This window comes from Primorskyibacter marinus, assembly GCF_003313245.1.
Taxonomy (GTDB): Bacteria; Pseudomonadota; Alphaproteobacteria; order Rhodobacterales; family Rhodobacteraceae; genus Primorskyibacter; species Primorskyibacter marinus.
The window spans coordinates 54802-75385 of sequence record NZ_QJSD01000013.1 but is presented as its reverse complement, the minus strand read 5'-3'; the positions used below and the strand labels follow the sequence as shown (position 1 = coordinate 75385).

Annotated in this window: 26 protein-coding genes, 1 pseudogene and 1 riboswitch; of the genes and pseudogenes, 8 read left to right on the top strand and 19 right to left on the bottom strand. The window is 63.4% G+C overall.

The window, feature by feature from the left end; translation table 11 throughout:
- Positions 1 to 63: 63 nt before the first annotated feature.
- The 4 genes from DMZ65_RS14575 to DMZ65_RS14560 are packed head-to-tail and all read left to right on the top strand — an operon-like array spanning position 64 to position 2819.
- Positions 64 to 555 (top strand): DUF3280 domain-containing protein, encoded by a 492-nt coding sequence (locus DMZ65_RS14575; RefSeq protein WP_116599615.1) that lies wholly within the window; start codon positions 64 to 66, stop codon positions 553 to 555.
- Positions 552 to 1097 carry an SRPBCC family protein gene (locus tag DMZ65_RS14570; protein ID WP_116599614.1) on the top strand — a complete coding sequence of 182 codons (546 nt, stop codon included), beginning with the start codon at positions 552 to 554 and terminating at the stop codon, positions 1095 to 1097. Before DMZ65_RS14575 ends, DMZ65_RS14570 begins: the two co-directional genes overlap by 4 nt.
- The gene (locus DMZ65_RS14565; RefSeq protein ID WP_116599613.1) at positions 1060 to 2019 is read left to right on the top strand and encodes a YVTN family beta-propeller repeat protein; all 960 of its coding nucleotides are present in this window, start codon (positions 1060 to 1062) and stop codon (positions 2017 to 2019) included. The genes DMZ65_RS14570 and DMZ65_RS14565 overlap by 38 nt, the downstream gene beginning before the upstream one ends.
- Positions 2016 to 2819 (top strand): quinoprotein dehydrogenase-associated SoxYZ-like carrier, encoded by an 804-nt coding sequence (locus DMZ65_RS14560; protein WP_116599612.1) that lies wholly within the window; start codon positions 2016 to 2018, stop codon positions 2817 to 2819. Before DMZ65_RS14565 ends, DMZ65_RS14560 begins: the two co-directional genes overlap by 4 nt.
- A gap of 153 nt (positions 2820 to 2972) precedes the next feature.
- On the opposite strand, the pseudogene DMZ65_RS20200 reads toward DMZ65_RS14560, so the two are convergent.
- The 5 genes and pseudogenes from DMZ65_RS20200 to DMZ65_RS14540 all read right to left on the bottom strand — a co-directional run.
- A pseudogene (locus DMZ65_RS20200) lies at positions 2973 to 3050 on the bottom strand (IS5/IS1182 family transposase); the annotation flags it as partial.
- 68 nt (positions 3051 to 3118) lie between these two features.
- Positions 3119 to 4111, bottom strand: a complete 993-nt coding sequence (gene cobD, locus DMZ65_RS14555; RefSeq protein ID WP_116599611.1) for a threonine-phosphate decarboxylase CobD — start codon at positions 4109 to 4111, stop codon at positions 3119 to 3121.
- Positions 4112 to 4118: 7 nt separating this feature from the next.
- Complete coding sequence (gene cbiB, locus DMZ65_RS14550; RefSeq protein WP_116599610.1) at positions 4119 to 5057, bottom strand: adenosylcobinamide-phosphate synthase CbiB; 939 nt, start codon at positions 5055 to 5057, stop codon at positions 4119 to 4121.
- A complete protein-coding gene (locus tag DMZ65_RS14545) occupies positions 5054 to 5854 on the bottom strand; it encodes a propanediol utilization protein (protein WP_116599609.1) in 801 nt (266 codons plus the stop codon). The genes cbiB and DMZ65_RS14545 overlap by 4 nt, the downstream gene beginning before the upstream one ends.
- Entirely contained in the window at positions 5851 to 6447 is a 597-nt protein-coding gene (locus DMZ65_RS14540) for a histidine phosphatase family protein (RefSeq protein WP_116599608.1), read from the bottom strand. The genes DMZ65_RS14545 and DMZ65_RS14540 overlap by 4 nt, the downstream gene beginning before the upstream one ends.
- Positions 6448 to 6499: 52 nt before the next feature.
- Between DMZ65_RS14540 and cobU the strand changes: the two genes are divergently transcribed.
- The 3 genes from cobU to cobS are packed head-to-tail and all read left to right on the top strand — an operon-like array spanning position 6500 to position 8767.
- On the top strand, positions 6500 to 7024 hold the full coding sequence (cobU, locus tag DMZ65_RS14535) for a bifunctional adenosylcobinamide kinase/adenosylcobinamide-phosphate guanylyltransferase (RefSeq protein WP_116599607.1): 525 nt from the start codon (positions 6500 to 6502) through the stop codon (positions 7022 to 7024).
- Positions 7008 to 8018 (top strand): nicotinate-nucleotide--dimethylbenzimidazole phosphoribosyltransferase, encoded by a 1011-nt coding sequence (gene cobT, locus DMZ65_RS14530; RefSeq protein WP_116599606.1) that lies wholly within the window; start codon positions 7008 to 7010, stop codon positions 8016 to 8018. The genes cobU and cobT overlap by 17 nt, the downstream gene beginning before the upstream one ends.
- Complete coding sequence (gene cobS / locus DMZ65_RS14525) at positions 8015 to 8767, top strand: adenosylcobinamide-GDP ribazoletransferase (RefSeq protein WP_116599605.1); 753 nt, start codon at positions 8015 to 8017, stop codon at positions 8765 to 8767. Before cobT ends, cobS begins: the two co-directional genes overlap by 4 nt.
- On the opposite strand, the gene DMZ65_RS14520 is transcribed toward cobS, so the two are convergent.
- From DMZ65_RS14520 to cbiT, 11 genes are all read right to left on the bottom strand, one after another.
- The gene (locus DMZ65_RS14520) at positions 8764 to 9420 is read right to left on the bottom strand and encodes an energy-coupling factor ABC transporter ATP-binding protein (RefSeq protein WP_116599604.1); all 657 of its coding nucleotides are present in this window, start codon (positions 9418 to 9420) and stop codon (positions 8764 to 8766) included. The two genes, cobS and DMZ65_RS14520, sit on opposite strands and share 4 nt — an antisense overlap.
- The gene (gene cbiQ, locus DMZ65_RS14515) at positions 9411 to 10199 is read right to left on the bottom strand and encodes a cobalt ECF transporter T component CbiQ (RefSeq protein WP_116599603.1); all 789 of its coding nucleotides are present in this window, start codon (positions 10197 to 10199) and stop codon (positions 9411 to 9413) included. Before cbiQ ends, DMZ65_RS14520 begins: the two co-directional genes overlap by 10 nt.
- A 3-nt stretch (positions 10200 to 10202) precedes the next feature.
- The gene (locus tag DMZ65_RS14510; protein WP_116599602.1) at positions 10203 to 10784 is read right to left on the bottom strand and encodes a NikL family nickel/cobalt ECF transporter subunit; all 582 of its coding nucleotides are present in this window, start codon (positions 10782 to 10784) and stop codon (positions 10203 to 10205) included.
- Positions 10781 to 11392: a cobalt transporter CbiM gene (gene cbiM / locus DMZ65_RS14505; protein ID WP_116599601.1), complete on the bottom strand. Its 612-nt coding sequence runs from the start codon at positions 11390 to 11392 to the stop codon at positions 10781 to 10783. Before cbiM ends, DMZ65_RS14510 begins: the two co-directional genes overlap by 4 nt.
- Positions 11393 to 11399: 7 nt before the next feature.
- Complete coding sequence (locus tag DMZ65_RS14500) at positions 11400 to 12185, bottom strand: DUF4198 domain-containing protein (RefSeq protein ID WP_116599600.1); 786 nt, start codon at positions 12183 to 12185, stop codon at positions 11400 to 11402.
- Positions 12186 to 12332: 147 nt separating this feature from the next.
- Positions 12333 to 12532, bottom strand: a riboswitch (cobalamin riboswitch).
- A gap of 66 nt (positions 12533 to 12598) precedes the next feature.
- Positions 12599 to 13354 (bottom strand): precorrin-6A synthase (deacetylating), encoded by a 756-nt coding sequence (cobF, locus tag DMZ65_RS14495; protein WP_116599599.1) that lies wholly within the window; start codon positions 13352 to 13354, stop codon positions 12599 to 12601.
- A complete protein-coding gene (gene cobA / locus DMZ65_RS14490; RefSeq protein ID WP_116599598.1) occupies positions 13351 to 14076 on the bottom strand; it encodes a uroporphyrinogen-III C-methyltransferase in 726 nt (241 codons plus the stop codon). Before cobA ends, cobF begins: the two co-directional genes overlap by 4 nt.
- Positions 14073 to 15407: a cobyrinic acid a,c-diamide synthase CobB gene (locus DMZ65_RS14485; protein WP_116599597.1), complete on the bottom strand. Its 1335-nt coding sequence runs from the start codon at positions 15405 to 15407 to the stop codon at positions 14073 to 14075. Before DMZ65_RS14485 ends, cobA begins: the two co-directional genes overlap by 4 nt.
- Complete coding sequence (gene cobM / locus DMZ65_RS14480) at positions 15400 to 16194, bottom strand: precorrin-4 C(11)-methyltransferase (RefSeq protein ID WP_116599596.1); 795 nt, start codon at positions 16192 to 16194, stop codon at positions 15400 to 15402. Before cobM ends, DMZ65_RS14485 begins: the two co-directional genes overlap by 8 nt.
- Positions 16191 to 16568, bottom strand: coding sequence for a cobalamin biosynthesis protein (locus DMZ65_RS14475; protein WP_332871579.1), 378 nt, complete (start codon positions 16566 to 16568; stop codon positions 16191 to 16193). The genes cobM and DMZ65_RS14475 overlap by 4 nt, the downstream gene beginning before the upstream one ends.
- Entirely contained in the window at positions 16550 to 17749 is a 1200-nt protein-coding gene (cbiT, locus tag DMZ65_RS14470) for a precorrin-6Y C5,15-methyltransferase (decarboxylating) subunit CbiT (RefSeq protein WP_116599594.1), read from the bottom strand. The genes DMZ65_RS14475 and cbiT overlap by 19 nt, the downstream gene beginning before the upstream one ends.
- Here cbiT and DMZ65_RS14465 point away from each other — a divergent pair.
- On the top strand, positions 17748 to 18503 hold the full coding sequence (locus tag DMZ65_RS14465; protein ID WP_116599593.1) for a cobalt-precorrin-6A reductase: 756 nt from the start codon (positions 17748 to 17750) through the stop codon (positions 18501 to 18503). The genes cbiT and DMZ65_RS14465 overlap by 2 nt on opposite strands.
- On the opposite strand, the gene cobJ is transcribed toward DMZ65_RS14465, so the two are convergent.
- From cobJ to DMZ65_RS14450, 3 genes are read right to left on the bottom strand one after another with little or no spacing between them, the layout of a single operon-like run.
- Positions 18476 to 19228, bottom strand: coding sequence for a precorrin-3B C(17)-methyltransferase (cobJ, locus tag DMZ65_RS14460; protein WP_116599592.1), 753 nt, complete (start codon positions 19226 to 19228; stop codon positions 18476 to 18478). The two genes, DMZ65_RS14465 and cobJ, sit on opposite strands and share 28 nt — an antisense overlap.
- A complete protein-coding gene (cobI, locus tag DMZ65_RS14455; protein ID WP_116599591.1) occupies positions 19225 to 19953 on the bottom strand; it encodes a precorrin-2 C(20)-methyltransferase in 729 nt (242 codons plus the stop codon). The genes cobJ and cobI overlap by 4 nt, the downstream gene beginning before the upstream one ends.
- The gene (locus DMZ65_RS14450) at positions 19950 to 20579 is read right to left on the bottom strand and encodes a precorrin-8X methylmutase (RefSeq protein ID WP_116599590.1); all 630 of its coding nucleotides are present in this window, start codon (positions 20577 to 20579) and stop codon (positions 19950 to 19952) included. The genes cobI and DMZ65_RS14450 overlap by 4 nt, the downstream gene beginning before the upstream one ends.
- Positions 20580 to 20584: the final 5 nt, after the last annotated feature.

The window sequence follows — 20584 nt, the reverse complement described above, 5'->3', positions numbered from 1 at the left end:
TTGCAGGTAAGAGGGTAACGACTGCACCATGTTCAGCGACTCTTATTTTCTAAGAAAGGCCGCATGCGCCGCATATTTGCATTGCTGTTGATCGCCTTCGGTTTCCCCGCTCTCGCGGAGGATGGCGTGGCCTTTTTTGGCGTGACGCTGCTGGACAATTCCTTGCAGACAGAGGCGCAGGGCCAGGATCACGCAGAGATGGCCCGTCTGAAGAAGGTCGAGGCCCTGATCACAGAGCGCTTTACCGAAGAAGGCTACAGGTTTCTTGATCTTGCACCTGTTCAGGAAGAGCTTGAGCGGATTGTGAACCCGGCCAAATGTTACGGGTGTGATGCCCGGATGGCGAAAAAGCTGGGCGCTGATTTTGCGTTGGTGGGCGAGGTTCAGAAAATCTCCAACCTGATCCTTTCGATGAACCTGCAACTGCGTGATCCGAAGACGGGTCAGACGGTCAAGGGGCGTGTTGTCGACATCCGCTCCAACACGGACGAATCCTGGCTGCGGGGGATGCGCTACATCCTCAAGACGGCTTTTTTCAACTCGGAGGAAAAATGAAACGACGCGAATTCATGGCGATGACTGCGGTGGCGCTGATGCTACCGGGGCTGGCCGCGGCCCATGGGCCAACCCGTCAAAAGATAACGCTGACCACCGAAGTTGCCGCCGATCCGGCAGAAGTATGGCAGGCCATTGGCAATTTTCAGGACATGGGCTGGCACCCGGCCGTGTTTTCGACGACGGGCGAAGGCGGCAACGAGATTGATGCCACCCGCGTTCTGACGCTGGGCGAAGAAGGCGGGCCGACCATTTCGGAGATCCTGTATAAATACAGCGACGAGAAGATGAGCTATTCCTACCGGATCACGGAAGTCGCGGTAGAGGTTCTTCCGGTCACCAATTATTCGTCGCACCTGACCGTGAAACCGCTGGATGGCGGCGGGTCGGAGGTTGAATGGCGCGGTGCCTTCTATCGCGGCTATCCAAACAATGATCCGCCTGAAAACCTGAATGACGAAGCCGCGATTGCGGCGGTTTCCGGCGTCTATCAGGCCGGGCTGGATGCGCTGGTCGAGCGGTTTGGTGCGCCGGGCAGCTAAGGCAATCGCGCTGCTCGTCGTCGCGGGCCTGCCTGCGGCGGCGGACACCGCTTTCGTAACCTGCCAGAATGGCGACGCACTCAGCGTGTTCGACCTGACAAGCAGTGCCGAGACCGCCCGCTGGTCGGTCCCCGGCAAGCCCGCTGGCGTTGCCGTTTCAAAGGACGGCGCGGTCTTTACCGTTTCACCAGACAGCAAAACGGTGCGGCGGTACGACCGGGCTGGCACCGTTCAGGCCGAAACTGTGCTGGATGGCGGCCCTATCGGGATCGCGCATGATATGGCGCGCGGTCGGGTCTTTGTGTCGGATTGGTACAATGCGCGCATCTGGGCGCTGTCAGACGACACACTTGCCCCCATAACAGAACTGACAACCGGCGCGGCCCCTGCGGGCCTGAGCCTGTCTGACGACGGGCGTTTTCTGGCCTCGGCAGATCGCGATGCGGATCAGGTTTCGGTGTTCGATGCCGGAACGCTGGCGCTGCTGCACCGGGTCAAGGTCGGCACACGTCCCTTCGGGCTACGCTTTGCATCGGATGGGCGGTTGTTTGTCGGCAATGTCGGGTCGAATGACCTCAGCATTCTTGACCCTGCCACCGGGTCCATTCTGGCCACGGTGCCGGTGGGGGAACGGCCTTATGGTGTGGCCTTTGCCGCCGGACGCGCCTTTGTCACCAACCAATACGAAGACACGGTCAGCGTGATCGACATGCAGACCTTGCGGGAAGAGACCCGTATCGAGGTTGGCGAATACCCCGAAGGGATCGATGCCACGGCGGACGGGACGCGGATCGTCGTGGCGAACTGGTTCGACAACACGGCCACGATAATCGACGCACAAACGCTATCCGTGTCACAGGTACTGGACACATGCGACGGCCCCCGCGCCTTCGGTGTGTTTCTTCTGGGAGGAGAAGAATGAAACGTTTTGTATTGTGTGCCGCCCTGATTTGCGCCGCGCTGCCCGTGCGTGCGGGCGAAGGCTGGGACGCCGTGAAAGCGCAGCTTTATCAGGGCCGGATACTGAACGACGGCAGCCAGATGATCTCCATCGACGCGCCCTACCGCACGCCGGATGACGCCCGCACACAAATCGCGGCCATGGTCCACGCCCCGCAAAAGATGCTGCTGGGCAAGGTCACGCTGGTCCTGGACGAAAACCCGATGCCGGTCTCGGCCGTGTTCGACCTGACTGCACCGCAATCCAGCTTTTTCTTTGACCTGACCATGCGGGTCAACGGACCCACGCCCCTGCATGTCATTGTCGAGACGACCGATGGGCAGCTTTGGGTCAAGGAAGGGTTCGTCAAGACCTCTGGTTCCGGTGCCTGCGCGGCCCCTCCCGGCACCGACCCCGACCTTGCCCTGGCAACGCTGGGAGAGATGGGACTGGAGGTCACACAAATGCTGCCCGACACTTTCGATCTTGGCCGGACGACACGGCTCAGCAAGCTGGATGTGGATATTTCGCACCCGTCGCATTCGGGGATGCAGATGGATCAGATCTCGCTGCTTTATATCCCGATGCGCTATGTCGAAAATGTGGAGATCGCGCTGGATGGCGCGGACTATGTGAACATGACCGGGTCGATCTCGCTGTCAGAGAACCCACGGGTCGGCCTGTCGGTGCCCAGCAACACCCGATCAGTGGATGTGACGATGACAGATACCAAGACCACGGTCACCAGCGCACATAAAGATCTGTCCGGCAGTGGAATCTAAGCCATTCGAAACGTTGGAATCGGGGCATCCGCCTCAATAGAAGATACCCGTGAAGACAGACATATCGGGACGCGACACGTCGTCAGCACTTCACCCCGCCGGGCATGATTTCGACCACCGCCTGACAGTGCATTGCACAGCCATATCACGAGAGAGGCGATCGCGGCGTTTGTAGCGACGCCAGTCGTATTTCACGGGCGTCGTGCGCTGTTTTCGGCCCAAGATACAGGCTGGCCGAAACGAAACCCTGAACATAGATCATAGTCTTTGCGCAGGCGCGGGATGCTCTTGGCCACAGCTCAATGACCGAACGCGCGCTCCAGCCTCTTCCAGTCTGCATCCGTTCCGGGCAGACCAAGCCTGATCCAGTTCGGGTCGTAGGGAAAGATGCGGGTCCATATGTGGTGCCGGGCCAGTGCGCGTTGCAAAGCTGCGGCATCTGGCGCGGCATATGTACGAAACAGCGGCGTTCCCCCGACAAGTGGCAGGCTTCTTTTCGACGCCAGCGCATCAAGGCGGAGCGCATCAAGGGTCAACCTTTCCGTCGTCCGGATCTGCCAGGCGCTGTTGGCATAAGCATCTATCGCAATCTCGATGGCGGGCCCGGATACAGGCCATGGACCGGCAAGGTCTGACAATTGTGCGATCCATGGCTCTGGACCCAACGCAAAGCCAAGACGCATCCCGGCCAACCCAAAGAACTTTCCGAAGGACCGCAGGACCAGAACATTGTCGATCTCGTGAAGAACCGGCGCGAGCGACAGCTCGGGCTGCACGTCGACAAAGCTTTCATCGACGATCAGCATCCCTACTGTGCGTGCCAGATTACGCAGGCTTGCCGGATCGTGGCATTTGCCATCGGGATTGTTGGGATTCACGACAACGGCCAGATCGGCATCCTGCAACGCGGCAAGGGATGATACCTGGGTCACTTGCCAGCCAGCCGCACGCAAAGCAGCCCCATGCTCGTTATAGGTCGGAGACAGAATGCGCGCATCGCCGGCGCTGCGTAAACGGCCCATGATCTGTATGGCACCCTGGGCACCGGCAAGCGCGGTCAGCGCAGCTTTGGTCCCAAGGGCCTTTTGTGCGGCGCGCGAAAGGCGCTGCATATCGCTGCGGCGGGGAAGGTTTTCCCACGCAGATGGCGAGATCTGCGGCACGGGATAGGAAATCGGATTGATGCCGGTGGAAAGGTCGATCCATTGATCGACCCTCCCGCCATAGTGTCGGATGGCTGCATCAAGATTGCCGCCGTGATCGCGGGGTGTTTTCTGGTCTGTCGGTGCCATAATGGCCTCAAGACACCGCAATTGCCAGGAGCGCAAGAACCATTCCCGCCATCGCCCTGCGATAAAGATGAAGCGCGCGCATCAGGTCTGTTGCCGTGGGGTCCGGTGCGCCCGCATTCAGCCAAGGTTCGCTGACGGTGATATCGCCATAGCTGCGCGGGCCGGACAGACGTATGCGCAGGGCACCTGCAACGGCACCTTCGGGCCAGCCGGCATTTGGCGATCTGTGCGCGTGGGCGTCGCGGCGGACAACCTGCATCGCAGCGCGCCAGTTGCGCCCGGCGGCGAGCGCAAAAATACCGGCCGTCAGGCGCGCCGGAATCCAGTTGGCCACATCATCCAGCCGCGCCGCGACCTTGCCGAAGGCCTCGTAACGCTCGGATTTATGTCCGATCATCGAATCCAGCGTATTGATGACCTTATACGCGACAATTCCCGGCAGGCCCGCAACCACCCCCCAGAACACCGGTGCAACGATGCCGTCGCTGGTGTTTTCGCCCAAGCTTTCGATGGCGGCACGCGCAACCCCGTGCTGGTCAAGCTGGGCTGGATCACGCCCGACAATCATCGACACCGCCCGACGCGCGCCGACAAGATCACCTGCGACAAGCGGGCGGGCGACGGCATGGACATGATCGTGCATAGACCGCAGCGCGATCAGCGGCCATGCCAGAAGGCCCCCCAGACACAGGCCCAGAACGCCATCGGGCAAAACCATTTGCAGCGCCAGGGCCGGCAGAACGGCAACGGCCAAACAGACCGCGACCGTCAACAGACCGCCCAACATGCGCCGGTTGCGGCCACCATGGTTCAGCCTTTCATCACATTCCGAAATTACCTTTCCAATCCAGCCAACGGGATGGCCGATGCGCGCATACAAGGCCGCTGGCCAGCCAAGGCAAATGTCGATCAACGTACCGATCAGGATCATTAACGCAAAACTCATGCCAGCCCCGTTGCAAACTGGAAAACGCCGTTCAGTCCTGCTATTTCCAGCGCCGCCGTCGAACCTTCCGGAACAGAGTCAGGCCGAAATATCAGACCTCGGGCCGATCCCGTATGCGCCCGCACGACGCCGAGAGCACCCAGATCTTCGGCAAGGTCCGCCATGGGATCGCGCGGGCCGCGCAAGGCGGTGCAACGGCTGGCCGATATGCTGGCCAGTCGCCCAAGGCTCGACAGATCCCCGGAACGTGCCGCGGCGCACCAAGGCGTGATCAGGTCGGATATATCGGGGAACGCCGTGTCGAAAGCATCGGTACGCTCGGGCGCGCCCCAATAGCCTCCGACAATCACGCAGGGCGGCGGCGGCGGGACCGTATCCACGATGCGGCCGCTGCGCGATGCCCAGATCATCGCATCGGGCGCAGGCCACATCAAAGGATCTGTCGCGCCCTCTATGTCAAGACAGGCCTGTGCAAGATCCATCGGCGGACCGGAAAAGCCCGCGCCATAAGCAAGTGCCGTCAGGGTGGCAGAGGATGCCCCGGCACCGCATCCGGGCGGTATGTTTGACGACAGTCGCGGCCATGGCGCAGCGCCAAGACGCAGAGCATGGCGGAACCGCGCAAGCTGGTCGGGCGGGAACATCGCACTGTCTGCATTCGCGGCCCCGTCGGTTTCGATCTGCACCCACAAGGCGCGACACGGCAGGGTGATCAACGCAACCTCGCCATCCGGCATCAGACGACCTTGCATCCATTCCCCAAAATGCCCAAAGACCCTGCGCGGCGCGTGGATCATCGGGCCGTCTCGTTCACGCTGGAAATAGCGACAAGCCCTGAAGGGCCAACCCTGAACCTGCTCAGCGAAAGCGGCGCGACCTCGAATGCAAGCGCGGCGCTGGGGACTGCGACAACCTGAGCAATCGCCGCCCTGACGATCCCCGCGTGAACAACAAGCGCAATCGGGCCGTCTATGGCATGGGCGCGTTCGGCCAGTTCCTGCAAGGCAGGCCATGCGCGGGCGCAAACCGCATTGAAACTTTCGCCTTTGGGTGGCGCGTAAGCAGCCAGATCTGCCCCTTCCAGCGGGCCAAGGTCGGGCAATTCGGCATAAGCCAGCCCTTCGTGGTCGCCGAAACTCTGCTCCCACAGCCTTGCATCCGCTGGTATGTCGCGGCCATCGGTCCAGATCGCAGCAGCCGTTTGGCGGCACCTGCGTGCGGGGCTGCTGATCACCTGTGCGACGCCGCCAAGGCACCGTCGCAAACCCGGGATGTCAGCCGCATCCAGACATGCCGGCGCATCGGTGCGCCCGAACAGGCGGCCCTGTTCGGCAATCGGCGCGTGACGGATCAGGATAAGTGACGCCAAAGGCGCATTTTTTCCGGCCATGTTGACGCCTGCATGTTCCCTTTCACTTCGAAACCTGCTTTTCCATAAACCCATGGAAAAGTCGATGCTGATAACGGGCGGTGCAAGGTCGGGGAAGTCTGCGCTGGCAGAGCGTTACGCCGTGGCCGCGACCGGCCGCGCCATCTATGTTTCCACCGCCGAAGTGCATGACGCCGAAATGGCTGCGCGCATTGCCGCCCATCAGGCCAGGCGCGGCCCGGAATGGTCGCATATCCATGCGCCTTTTGCGCTGGCTGATAAGCTGCGGCAGTCCGATGGCGGACACCCGCGACTGGTAGACTGCCTGACGCTGTGGCTTAGCAATCTGATCCTGTCGGACGGCGACTGGCGCGCCGAAACCGCCACTCTGCTCGACGCGCTTGCCGACCAGACGGCACCGGTAATCTTTGTCACGAACGAGGTTGGCGCCGGCATCGTTCCCGAAAACCGCCTGGCCCGCGACTTTCGCGATGCAGCAGGCTGGGTCAACCAGACCATCGCTCAAGCCTGCGACGAGGTCGTGTTCTGCGTGGCGGGCTACCCCATGAAAGTGAAATCCAATGACCATTCTCTCTGATCTGCATTCTCTGGACGCTATCGCGGCACTGCATCTGCCGGAATGCGATCACGCGGCGGCCGCCGCTGCCAAAGCGCGTCAGGACAGCCTGACCAAACCGCCCGGATCGCTTGGCCGTCTTGAAGAGCTGGCGATTTTCATGGCGGGCTGGCAGGGCCGCGAAAGGCCCCACATTGCCCGCGCCCAGGCGCTTGTCTTTGCCGGGAACCACGGAATTTGTGATCAGGGCGTAAACCCGTTTCCCCAAGAGGTGACGGCGCAGATGGTGGCCAATTTTCAGGCCGGCGGTGCCGCAATCAACCAGTTATGTCGCGCCAGCGGTGCCGATCTGTCTGTTGTCGCATTGGATCTGGATCGCCCGACGCGGGATTTCACGCAAGGCCCCGCGATGGATCCAGCCGAGACGATCGAGGCAATGCAGCGTGGTGCAGACGCCGTTGATCCCGAAGCATCGGTCCTTGTCCTTGGTGAAATGGGGATCGGCAATTCGACTGTTGCGGCGGCACTGGCCTGTGCGGCCTTTGGGGGTGTCGCGACCGGATGGGTCGGGCGGGGAACCGGGTCAGACACTGACGGGCAGGCGCACAAGGCGCGAGTCGTCGAAGCGGGCGTTGCCCGTCATCAGGCGGCGCGGGGCATGGCGATGCTCGCGGCGCTTGGCGGGCGGGAACAGGCGGCCATCTGCGGCGCGGTTCTGGAGGCGCGCGCGCGGTTGATGCCGGTCATACTGGATGGTTATATCTGCACCGCCTCGGTCGCCCCGCTGTTCGATACCGCCCCAAGGCTGCTGGATCATTGCCTTGTCGGCCATGCCAGCGCGGAACCGGGCCACCTTCACCTGCTGGAGGCAATGAACAAACCTCCGATCCTCTCAATGCAGATGGCCCTTGGCGAAGGATCGGGCGCGGCGCTGGCGCTTGGCGTTTTGCGCGCCGCGCTGGAATGCCACAACGGCATGGCCACTTTTGCCGAGGCCGGAGTGTCGGACAGATGAAACCCGCGACGGCCCGGATTGCGGAACTGCAACTCGCGGTCATGCTGCTGACACGCCTTCCCGCAGGCCAGTTGAAAGATCCCGCGCCAAAGCTCTCGGAGGCACAATGGGCCTATCCGCTTGTCGGACTGATCGTCGGGCTGATCGCCGGGATCGGGCACGGCGCGGCGACAGGTCTTGGGGCCAGCCCGGCGCTTGCGGCTATCCTGTCCCTTTCCGCCATGATCCTGTCCACCGGCGCATTGCATCAGGATGGACTGGCCGATTTTGCGGATGGGATGTGGGGTGGCCACGACAAGGCGCGCCGGCTGGAGATCATGCGCGACAGCAGGATCGGCAGTTACGGTGTTCTGGCGCTCGGACTGTGTTGCGCGATCTGGAGCGCCTCGGTGGCGCAGTTGGCCGGCTCTGCGGATTTGGCCGCATTCCTTGCCATCGGCGTGCTGAGCCGCATCGCAATGACCGTCTGCGTTGCAACAATGCCACCCGCCCGAAACGATGGGCTAGGCGCGCAGGCCGGGCGCGATACGCGCGCAAACCTGACGGTGTCGGCGTTTCTGGCGTTGGGGGCGGTCATTGCGCTTGGTCTGGATGGTCTGATCGTGATGCTGGTGGTCGCGGCGGTGACTCTTGTTATTGCAAGGACCGCGCAACAGCGTGTCGGCGGGCAGACAGGCGATGTTCTGGGCGCGGTTCAATTCCTTGCGGAAACTTCTGCCTGGGCAACGCTTGCCGTACTGAGCAACTAGGGTCCGGCCGGGCGGACAAGTCCCTCGCGGATTTCCACCTCTGCGGTTGTGATCTGCGCCCGGAACGCGGCAGAGTGGCTGACCAGAAGGATCGCCTGCGGCAAACCTTGCAGGATTTCGATCAACCGCGCCTCGTTTTTCACATCCAGCGCATTTGTCGGCTCGTCCAGCAACAGGACTTCCGGCTCCATCGCCAGAACGGTTGCCAGCGTCACCAGACGTTTTTCGCCTCCCGACAGCTTGTGGGTGATGCGGTCGCGCAGATGGGTAAGCCGCAGATCCGATAGCAGCCGGTCTACGATCTCCAACGCCTCGGATTTCGATTTGCCAAGGTTCAGCGGTCCAAAGGCGATATCCTCGGCGACGGTGGGGCAGAACAGCTGATCGTCAGCATCCTGAAACACCAGGCCGATCCGGCGGCGGACCTCGTGAAAATCGGGCTCTTGTGTGCGGGGCTGGCCAAAGGCGCGGATCGTGCCGCGCTGCGGTGCCTGAAGGCCAAGGATCACCCGCAGCAGCGTGGATTTGCCCGACCCGTTCGGGCCGGTCAGGGACAGCCGCTGACCGGGCAGCAATTGCAACGCCGCACCCGCCAAGATGGCAGGCTGACCGGGATAGCTGATATGGATGTCTTCCAGTTCGATCAACGCCATGCGATTTCCAGACAGATCAACAGCAACAGCGCGCCACCGAACAGGGCAACAAACCGCCGGTCCGCCACCGTCAGAGCAAAATCCTGCAACAAATGGATGCGCCCGGAAAAACCACGACATTTCATTGCCTGCAATATCCTTTCAGATCGTTCGATTGCGCGCACGAGCATCATCCCCACCAGATACCCGAAGCTGCGATAGGTATGCCAGTTGGTGCCGGGCCGAAAGCCGCGCACCTTCATGGCCGCGCGCAGCCGCAGGTATTCCTCGCGCAGAACCTCGATATAGCGGATCGTGAACATCAGCAGATGCACAAGAGTTTCGGGCATCCGCAGCTTGTGCAGCGCGTGGCCCAGTGTCACAGGCTCCATCGTGCCGACCAGTGTCATCAACGCCAGAATAACCGCATTAGCCGTCAGGGCGATTTCCACGCCGCGCCACAGCCCTTGCCAGCTGGCGGTCGCGCCCCAAAGCGTGAAAATGGGATCGCCCGGCACTGTAAAGGGCAACAGCAGCAACATGAAAATGATAAAGCTGTCCATCATCGCCATGCGTTTCAGGGTCGGGCGCAAAGGCAGGCGTGACAGCAACAGAAGGCCCATCGACAGACCCAATGCGACGCTCAGCGTCATCAACGACGACAGCCCCACCACCACGATGCCGAAGCTGATCGCGGCAAGAATACGCACCCGTGGATCGACGCTGCCGATCCGGCCCGACACGCGCAGCGCGCCGGTTTCGGTCAGCGTCTTTTCATTCTGTCCAAGCGCATGTGCCACGTCCTAGGCCTCCGGCTTGCGGCGCGCCGCAAGGTAAAAGCCCAGCCCGAACAGCCCCACGATATAGCCGATGCCGCCAAGGATGGTCTGAAAGCCGTTATGCTCCTTATAGGCCGCGATCTCACGGCGAAGGGGGCGGATTTCGTCGCGCACCGCCTCGGCGATGGCCTGCCGCTCTGTTCCGGTCAACGTCGCGACCGTGACGCCGCCCGTCGCTTGAGGTATTTCGGTCGTGGCGGATTTCGCACCTTCCGGTGCCGCTTCGCCAAGAATCTCGGCCACCTGATCGGCAGGCATCGTTACCTCGGCGACATGGCCTGCCCCCAGATTGACGCTGAACACATGCGCCACGGGCTGAGAGGGGACAAAGGTAAAGAACCCGTCCCCATCGGTGATCGCACGGCCCAGTTCGACACCATCCGGACCGGTCACGACGACCTCTGCATTTGTGGCCATGTCACCGTTTGAAAACCCGATTTCGCCTTCGATGGCTTCACCGGCGGGGAACACCCCCGCGATGACCTTATGTGCCAGCGCAGGCATGGGGGCCACGATCACCGCCAGAGCAAGGATCAGATGTTTCATGCGGGGAGTCCTTTGACGAACAGCTCGGGTTTGACCTTGCGTGCAAGCAATATGGCAAAGCCGGTAAGCACGGCCTCGATGGCCATGACCGGAACATGAGCAAAGAAAACCAGTTTCGCGGCGGGCAGGAATTCATCGCCCGACATGGCCAGAGAAACGGCAACCATCCCCGTCGTTGCGGCAATGGCAAAGGCCCCGCCGACACCGCCCCAGATGGCACCCTGAACCGGCGAGCCGCGCCCGATCAGCCGCCCGAACACCATCCAGGCCAGCACGGCGGGCAGCGCGATGTTCACCGTATTGACCCCAAGCACCGTCAACCCGCCAAAGCCGAAAAACACCGTCTGCAACAACAGGCCGACAAACAGCGCCGGAAAAGCGGCGCAGCCAAGCAAAAGCCCGGCCAGACCGTTCAGAATCAGATGCACCGAGGATGGCCCGATGGGCACATGGATCAGCGAGGCGACAAAGAAACTGGCCGACAGCACCCCCGCAGCGGGGATGCGTTCCAATGTCAGGCTGCGCAGGCCAAGCGCGATGCCGCCCACTGCCGCAACCGCCCCGGCGATCACCACCGGATTGGACAGCGCGCCATCTACGATGTGCATGGCCGGATCACTCCATGTCCCAGGCGCGGATCCAGATCACCGCGTCCTGGCTCAGTTCCTTGCCGTCATGCTCGGTCGCAGGGCCAGAGCCGAGCGCGGCAAAGCCCCAATATCCGGCCTTGGGGACCCCGAAAGTGAAATACCCGTTGCTATCGGAAACGGCGACAATGGTTCCACCGGGCATCGCGCCCACGACCGGCGCGCTTGAGGCAGCACTTTCCATGTCGGGCTCGGCCGCCATGTATTCGATTTCGATCTCGGCACCGGCAACCGGCTGGCCCTCGGCCAGGACCTGCCCGGTAAAGGTCGACCCGGCCAAGATGTTGTAAGGCTTGTTGAGCGGCACGATTTCCGTGGGCAAGCCGACCGGGTTCATCCAGTCAGTTGGCAATTCGCTGCGGTTCAGGAACGCCTTGGTGATCTGCTGGATATAGATATCCTCGGATTCCTCGTAATAAGGGATCGGCACCGTGACCAGAATGTAATCACCCGAGCGTTTGACCGGCACGCTTCCCTTGAAGGCGGCACCGCTGTTTTCGCCGCCGGTGAATTGCACGGGCTCCAGCGTGTCCTGCAGGTCAGTCTTCTCGCCATTATGGATCATGTAGAAGTCTTGTGGCAGATCCAGGTCCATCACATGACCGTTGTCCATCGGATGCCAGAAGATCAGCTTTACCGGCACATCGCCGGGGCGTTCGATCATCGTGTCCGTGGTATATTCCAGCAGGAAATGTCCCGAGGCCATCGCAGGCAGGGTCAGCGCAACAGCGCTGGCAATAAGGGTCTTTTTCATCAATCCGTCCCGTCTATGGTGCCACACCCGGCACCTTTTTCATTTGAACGGCGGGGAAGGATCGGACCGGGACGGTGCACCAGAGATCGGCGCGCGGATGCCACGGCCAAACGCACACCCCGGCGTCCGGTGGATGCGCCCCGTTTACCATGGGGCACATGTCCGGCAGGTCTCCTGGCTTGCGGGTCAATGCGTTGGGCCAGCCTTCCCGGATTGCTCCAGTGGCATATTGGCCCTGCTCGCCGCTGACAGTTGCGGGGGCAGCTGTAGATTTGGCGCGAAACGGCACCGCACTACATTCCCTCTTTCGCCCGAAAAACAACGGGACCGGTCATGGCGCTTAATTGACAGAACAGGATGCGTGGCGTCAATCCATAATACGCGCCGCAGGCCACCAGATCTGTGCGACGGCCCTAAGACTCGGCGGTGCGCGCGCGCAACAGATAGGTATCCATGATCCAGCCATGCCGCGCCCGCGTCTCTGCTCGGATTTGGATAATCCGTTGCGCGACATCGCCAATCCGGCCATGCTCCAGAATCTGTTCCGGCATTCCCAGAAAGGCCCCCCACCAGATACGCGTATCGGCGGGCAGGGTCTGAAAGGTGCAATAGCCATCCAGCATCACGACCAACGTCTCTGCGTCCTCGGGCCAGCCATGATCGCGCAGCCGCCGCCCTGTGGTGATCGTCACCGGCCCGTTGAGCGTGTTCAGTGTCAGCGCATGCGCCGCCGTCAGGGCCTGAATGGCAGTGATACCCGGCACCACCCGCAGGCGCGGCACGGGGGTCAGCCGCCGGGCAATGCGCAGCGTGCTGTCGTATAGCGAAGGATCGCCCCAGACCAGCAGCGCCACCGGCCCGGCCTGCCCTGCCCCGGCCAGCGCGCTCTGCCAGCGGCGGGCAATCTCGTCATGCCAGCGCGCGACTCTTTCGGGATAAGGCAAGGCGGGGTCGCGCACCGGGTAGTCAAAGGTGACAACCCGCGCCTGCGTGCCGCTGGCATTCAGGATGTGGTATCGCAACGCCGCCAGATCGCCCTTGCCCGCGCCCTTGTCAGGCACCAGCACCACTGCCGCATCGCGCAGCGCCTGCATTCCCTCGCCGGTGACATGCGCCGGGCTGCCGGTGCCTATCCCGACCAGCCAAAGATCGAAGGATGCGGCAATCATGCCGGTGGCTCGGCCAAGGGGCCATAAAGGATCAGCGCCGCGCTGTCGCCCACCTCCTGTGACAGCCGTGCGGCCAGAGTTGTAACATCCGATCGGGTGATCTGCTGTTCAGGCCGGCTGACATCCTCGGCCAGAATGGCGGGCGTATCGGGCGGCAGGCCATGTGCCAGCAGGCGCGCCAGAAGGCCCGGAAAGGTCCGCTTGCCCATGAATATCACCGTCGAGGCTGTCGGATCGGCCAGCGCGGTCAGGCTGATGTCGTCAGGTAGCTTTCCGGTCACGTCATGGCCGGTGACAAATTGCACCCGGCGCGCTGTCAGACGGCGGGTCAGAGGTATGCCCGCCGCCGCCGCCGCCGCCACGGCAGAGGGCACGCCGGGAATGATCTCATAGGCGATACCCGCAGCGCGCAGGGCGACCAACTCTTCCTCCAGGCGGCCGAAAAGGCCGCCATCGCCGGATTTCAGCCGCACAACGCGCTGGTCGGTCTTCGCGTAATCCACCAGCAGGCGACTGACATGGTCCTGCTGCGGAGACGCGCGCCCGGCGCGTTTGCCGACCCCTATCAGATCCGCACCGCTACGCGTATGGGCGAGGATCGGACCCGCGCTGAGATCATCGAACAACACCGCATCCGCGCGCTTCAATCGGTCCACCGCCTTGAGCGTCAGCAATTCGGGATCACCGGGGCCGGAGCCCACGAAACTGACAAAACCGGTCATCGTGGGGCCTCTTGCGCGGTGATCAGATGAAAGAACGTGCCGGTGACATGGCCCCGGCATGATCCGGTCTCGGGCACCGGCGCCCCATCGGCATCCGCCACCCGCGCCAGCGGTGCGTCGGGCTGTTCAAGGATCGTGGAATAGTGGAATTCATGCCCCAGAAGCTGCGTCCCCGCAGCGTGTCCCGGCATCGGGGACAGCAGATCGACACGTCGATAGCCCAGGTGGAACTTGCGTTTCTCATAGCTGGTCACAAGGCCCAGCAGACCGGCCATTTCATGCGCGGTTCCCTCCTTGTCGATCAGCGCCGCGCCAAGCGCCATATAGCCGCCGCATTCGCCGTGAACCGGGCGCGAACGCGCGTGCCGGATCAGACCTGCGCGAAAGCGGCTCGCCGCTGCCAGCCGCCCTGCGTGCAGTTCTGGATACCCTCCCGGCAGCCAGACGAGATCGGCACTGGCGTCGGGTGCTTCGTCTGCCAACGGCGAGAAGGGAAGGATTTCCGCACCTGCCGCGCGCCAGCCCTCCAGCTGGTGCGGATAGGTAAAGGAAAACGCCGCGTCCTGCGCCAGTGCAATCCGCCCCGCCGGTGCAGATGGCCAAGGTCGCGCGCCGTCTTGACCGCGCTGGCCACGGGCGGCGTTGCGCAGCGCGTCCAGATCCACATGGGCGCGCAGGAAATCGGCATAGGCGGCAATCGCGGCCTCCAGATCAGGATGCTCGGCTGCCTGAATCAGACCCAGGTGCCGCTCGGGCAAGACGAGATCGCCGCGCCGGGGCAAGGCACCCAGCACGGTCACGCCGGCCTTTTCCATCCCCAGTCGCGCCAGCCGCTCGTGGCGCGGTGAGGCCACGCGGTTCAGGATCACACCGGCAAAGGGCAGATCGGGTTGGTAGGCCTGAAACCCAAGCGCCGTCGCAGCGGCGGATTGCGCCTGCCCACTGACATCGACCACCAGAACCACGGGCCACCCCATGTGCCGCGCCGTTTCGGCGGAACTGCCGAAACCGCTTTGACCGCGTGTGGCGACGCCATCGTAAAGACCCATCGACCCTTCGGCGATACAGATATCCGCACCCTGCGACTGGGCCGTGACTGTGCCAAGAAGATCCGCCCCCATCGCCCAGGTATCAAGGTTGAACGAGGCCCGCCCGCACGCCGCGCGGTGAAACGCGGGATCAATGTAATCGGGGCCGGATTTATAGGGCTGCACGGTCAGCCCCTCTTCGGCCAACACCCGCAGCAAGCCCAGCATGACCGTGGTCTTGCCGGTCCCTGACGACGGGGCCGAGATCATCAGGCCGGGCGGAACGAAGGCCGGATCAACCATCGCCGTGGCTCCAACCCGCCCAGGGGCTGTCCGCGCTTTGCGGTCGATAGCGCCGGTCGTAATCCACCGAATAGAGGCAGCTTTCGTCAAACCCCTCTCCGGCCAGCGCCGGCCCGACAAGGATCAGGGCAGTACGGGTGATCTCGGCGTCCAATCGTCCGGCAATGTCGGCCAGCGTGCCGCGAATGATCCGTTCATCCGGCCAGCTTGCGCGATAAACGACGGCAGCAGGACAGTCAGCCCCGTAGGCCGGGGTCAGATCAGCGGTGACGGCGGCAATGTTCTGCACCGAAAGGTGGATGGCCAGCGTCGCCCCCGTGGCCGCGAAGTTGGTCAGCGTCTCGCCCGTTGGCATGCTGGAGGCGCGTCCAGGCGTCCGCGTCAGAACAACCGATTGCGCCAGTCCGGGCAAGGTCAGCTCGGTTCCGAGCGCGGCGGCGGCAGCGGCAAAAGACGGCACCCCCGGCGTGACCGACACGGGGATGTCCAGCGCCCGCAGGCGGCGCATCTGCTCGCCCATCGCGGACCAGACCGAAAGATCCCCCGAATGCAGCCGCGCGACATCCTGACCTGCCGCGTGGGCCGCCTGCATATGCGATATGATGGCATCCAGATCCAAGGCCGCTGTGTTGATGATGTGCGCCTCCGCTGGGCAATGGGCCAGAATTGCCTCGGGCACCAAAGATCCGGCATAGAGGCAGACCGGACACGCCGCGATGATGTCCCTGCCCCGCAGGGTCAGAAGGTCCGGTGCGCCGGGTCCGGCTCCGATAAAATGAACGGTCATGTCGCGTCTCCTATCGCGATTGCGCAGGTTGCCAGCCTGTCCGGTGAAATCAGTCTTGCCGCCAGCAGGCGCGCGCCCGGCCCCGCTGCGGCCAGTGCTGCCGCTTCGGCCACGCTGCCGGTGCCATAATGGTCGTGCGATGCGACCGAGTGGGTCTGAACCGGCTGTATGACGAGCTTATCCGCCCGAACCGCCACAACCGGCAGACCAAGCGCCTGCGCAAGGTCGATGAATGGCGCGGCCTTGGCCTTGGCCGATGCTGTGGCCAAGCTGTCAGGCGCAACGCCGTGCAATTCAAGAGCGCTGCGCAGACTGCCCATATCCGCCCTGCTGCGAAATCCGAAGCCCGCGACAATCATAGCGTCACGCTCCATTGTACGATGGGATAGTTGGCTTTCCAGCCCCGCCCCGACCCCAGCGGCGCGGCGCGGGCCAGTTCGATGCGAAGCAGATCACCACCCCGCCGTGCCTGTGTCTGCGTCAGCAAGGCCTCGCTTTCCAGCGTCACGGCATTGGCCACCAGCCGCGTTCCGGCCGGTAATGTCGCCTCAAGCCAGTTCAGAAGATCATCGGACAGCCCCCCGCCGATAAAGACGCAATCGGGCGTCTGCAACTCTTCAAGCGCGGTGGGGGCCTCGCCTTCGATGACCTGCAACCGATCCACCCCCAGCGCCGCCGCGTTCGCCGCGATGCGCGCCGCGCGCGCGGGGTTGCGCTCGATCGTGGTGGCACTCAGGCTGGGATCGCCCAGAAGCCATTCGATCGCGATCGACCCCGAGCCGCCGCCGATGTCCCAAAGGTGCTCGAACGGGCGCGGGGCCAGCGCGGACAGGGTCAGCGCCCGGACCGGCCGTTTCGTCATCGTGCCGTCGCTGTCGAAAAAAGCATCCGGCCGGCCGCTGGCCAGCGGCAGCGCCACGCCGGTGCCCGCAACCTCTATTGCCGCGCAGACCGGGTGCGCATGGTTGTCGGTGACCCCGTCGGCGGCGCGTATATCGCTGCGCCGCGCCTGCGGCCCACCCAGCGATTCCAGTACGCTGATCCGCGACGCGCCCCAGCCCTGTGCTGTCAGATACTGCGCCAGAGTCGCCACCGCCGCCCCATCGCGCAGCAGCACGATCAGCCGCACGCCCGTCGCAAGCGCCGGTCGCAACCGGCTCAAAGGCGCTGCGTGCAGCCCGAAACACCGCGTTTTCTCCAACGCCCAGCCCATGACATTGGCCGCAAGCGAAAAGGTCGAGACACCGGGCAAGGCGCGCCATTCCCCCGGTGCGAGGTGCCCCATCATGCTGGTTCCCGCCCCGAACCAGAATGGATCGCCCGAGGCCAGCATGACAACGCGCCGACCACGATATTTCAACAAGAGGTCCACCCCGTCCGCGAAAGGCACCGGCCATGTCACAAGCTCGGCCCCGTGCGGCGGCAAAAGCGCCAGCTGACGCTGCGCCCCCATGACGATTTCCGCAGATCCAAGCGCGTCAAGGCTTGCACGAGACAGGCCATCCGGCGCATCTTCGCCAATCCCGATGATGGTCAGCCACGGAGCCTCATACATGGAGCAAAACCCCCTCATCCTTGGTGGCACAACCGAGGCAACGGCGCTTTGCCTCGCGCTCAGCGCGGCTGGCATGGGCGGCACCGTATCCCTTGCGGGCCGCGTGGTGCGCCCCGTGCGGCAGCCCCTGCCCCAGCGCATCGGCGGCTTTGGGGGCATAGCGGGGCTGGTACGATACCTGGCAGATCACCGCATCAGCCATGTCATCGACGCAACGCACCCTTTCGCCGCACAAATAAGCGCCAACGCGGTCCGCGCCTGCGCAGAGGCACAGGTGCCCCTGATCGCACTTGGCCGCGCGCCCTGGTCTGCCGGGCCGGACGACAATTGGACCCATGTGCCGGATATTGCGGGCGCGGTCGCGGCGCTGAACCGCCCCGCCGCCCGCGTCATGCTGGCCGTCGGACGAATGCATCTGGCCGAATTTGCCCCGAACCCGCAGCATTTCTACCTGCTGCGCCTGATCGACGCGCCGGAGGCCGCGCTGCCCTTTCCCGATTGCCGTGTCGTACAGGATCGCGGCCCGTTCACGACCAAAGGCGATCTTGCCCTGATGCTGGCACACCGGATCGACCTTGTGGTTTCCAAGAATTCGGGCGGCACCGGTGCGCAGGCCAAGCTGTTGGCGGCGCGCGCACTTGGCATTCCGGTCGTGATGATCGATCGGCCTGCCTTGCCCCCGCGCCGCGAAGTGCATGATGTCGCAGCGGTTCTGGACTGGCTGGGTCATGGCAGGACCGATCTGGGCGTGTAGACGATCGGGCGCGGCGCGCCCTCGATCACCCGTGTATTCGAGGCACCTACGATGACCACTGTGCGCATATCCGCCATCTCGGGGAGCGCGTCATTCAGGGGTATGACACGGATCTCCTCCTCGGGCGTGGACACGGCCCGCGCAAAGATCACCGGGCGCGCATCACCGCAAGCCTTTTGCAAAAGGTGCAGCGCGCGCGCGAAACCTTCGGGTCGGGATTTCGAGCGGGGATTGTAGAATGCCATCGCGAAATCGCCCTCGACCGCGAGGCGCAGGCGTTTTTCGATCAAGGCCCAGGGTTTCAGATTATCGCTCAGATTGATGGCGCAAAAATCATGCCCCAGCGGCGCGCCGATCCGGGCGGCAGCGGCCAGCATGGCGGTAATTCCCGGCAGAACCTCTATGTCCAGGTCGCGCCATATTTCCGGCCCATCCTCCAGCGCCTCGAACAGGGCCGAGGCCATCGCAAAGACGCCGGGATCGCCGGAGGAAACCACCGCCACTTTGCAGCCTTCAGCGGCAAGCGACAGGGCATGGCGCGCCCGCTCAAGCTCGACCCGGTTGTCGCTGGGATGCAGTGTCAAACCTGCGCGCGGCGCTATTCTGGCAACATAGGGAATGTAGCCGATCACATCGCTGGCCGCTGCAAGCGCATCAGACACCTGCGGCGTGACCAGATCATCTGATCCGGGGCCAAGCCCTGCGATTTTCACCCAGCCCGTCATGGCCTGCGCCCCTGCCCATGCACGACAATGATCGAGAAATAGGGCGTGATCCGGCCTTCGGCATCCGACAGTCGCTGGACGGTCTGGCCCGGCATGCTGGCATATTCGATCAGCCAGGCATCTTCGTATTTTCCCGCCGCCTCCAATGCCGCGCGAACCTTTTCGATATTGCGCCCGATCTTCATCACGACCAGCGCATCGGTGGTCTTCATCCGCTCCGTCAGGTCAGCCGCGTTTAGCGTCCCCATCAGCACGGTCAGGACATCGTCGCCCCAGGTGACCGGACTGCCTGTGGCGGTCCATGCCGCCGACATGCCGGTGATCGCCGGCACGACCTGCACCGGAACGTCATCTTTCAGCCGTGTGTAGAGATGCATGAACGACCCGTAAAAAAACGGATCGCCCTCGCTTAGGACAATCACATCCTCGCCCCTTGTGGCCAAGGCGCGCAAATGCGCGGCGCACTCGGCGTAAAACCGCGACAGAATTTCGTTGTAACGCGGATCGGTCACGGGAATTTCGGTTGTGATCGGGTATTCCATCGCAAATTCAACAGCATCCGGGCGCACCAACCCCTCGATGATCGCGCGTGCCTGACCGGTACGGCCGGCTTTGCGAAAATAGGCGATATGGCGCGCGCCGGTCAGCAGCCTGTGGGCGCGCAGGCTCATCAGGTCTGGATCGCCGGGGCCAAGGCCAACGCCGTGGATCGTTCCGACGTTCATTCCGCGCGGCTCGCGATGGCGTTGATTGCGGCGACGGTGATGGCGCTGCCGCCCAGACGCCCCTCCACGATGCAGCACGGCACCGGTTGATCTGCCCAAAGCGCATCCTTGCTTTCGCGCGCGCCGACAAAGCCGACAGGGCAGCCGATGATCGCGGCGGGGCGCGGACATTCCGGGTCTTCGAGCATGTTCAGCAGGTGGAACAGCGCGGTGGGCGCGTTGCCGATTGCGACCAGCGCACCGCCCAGATGCGGGCGCCACAACTCCAGCGCGGCAGCGGACCGGGTGTTGCCCATCTGCGCCGCAAGGTCACGCACACGCGCGTCATGCAAGGTGCACATCACCGGATTGTCCGCCGGCAGACGCGCCCGAGTGACGCCTTCGGATACCATGCGCGCATCGCAGAGGATCGGCGCGCCGCCTTCCAGTGCCGCGCGCGCTGCATCGGCAAATCCCGGCGACAACCATACGTCCCGTTCCAGACCGACCAGCCCGGCGGCATGGATCATGCGCACCACAATCGGTTCCTCTGAGGGCGAGAAGCGATCCAGATCGGCCTCGGCCCGGATCATGGCAAAGGATTGGCGGTAGATCTCCGCACCATCGGTTTCATAGGTATACGGCATCGTAG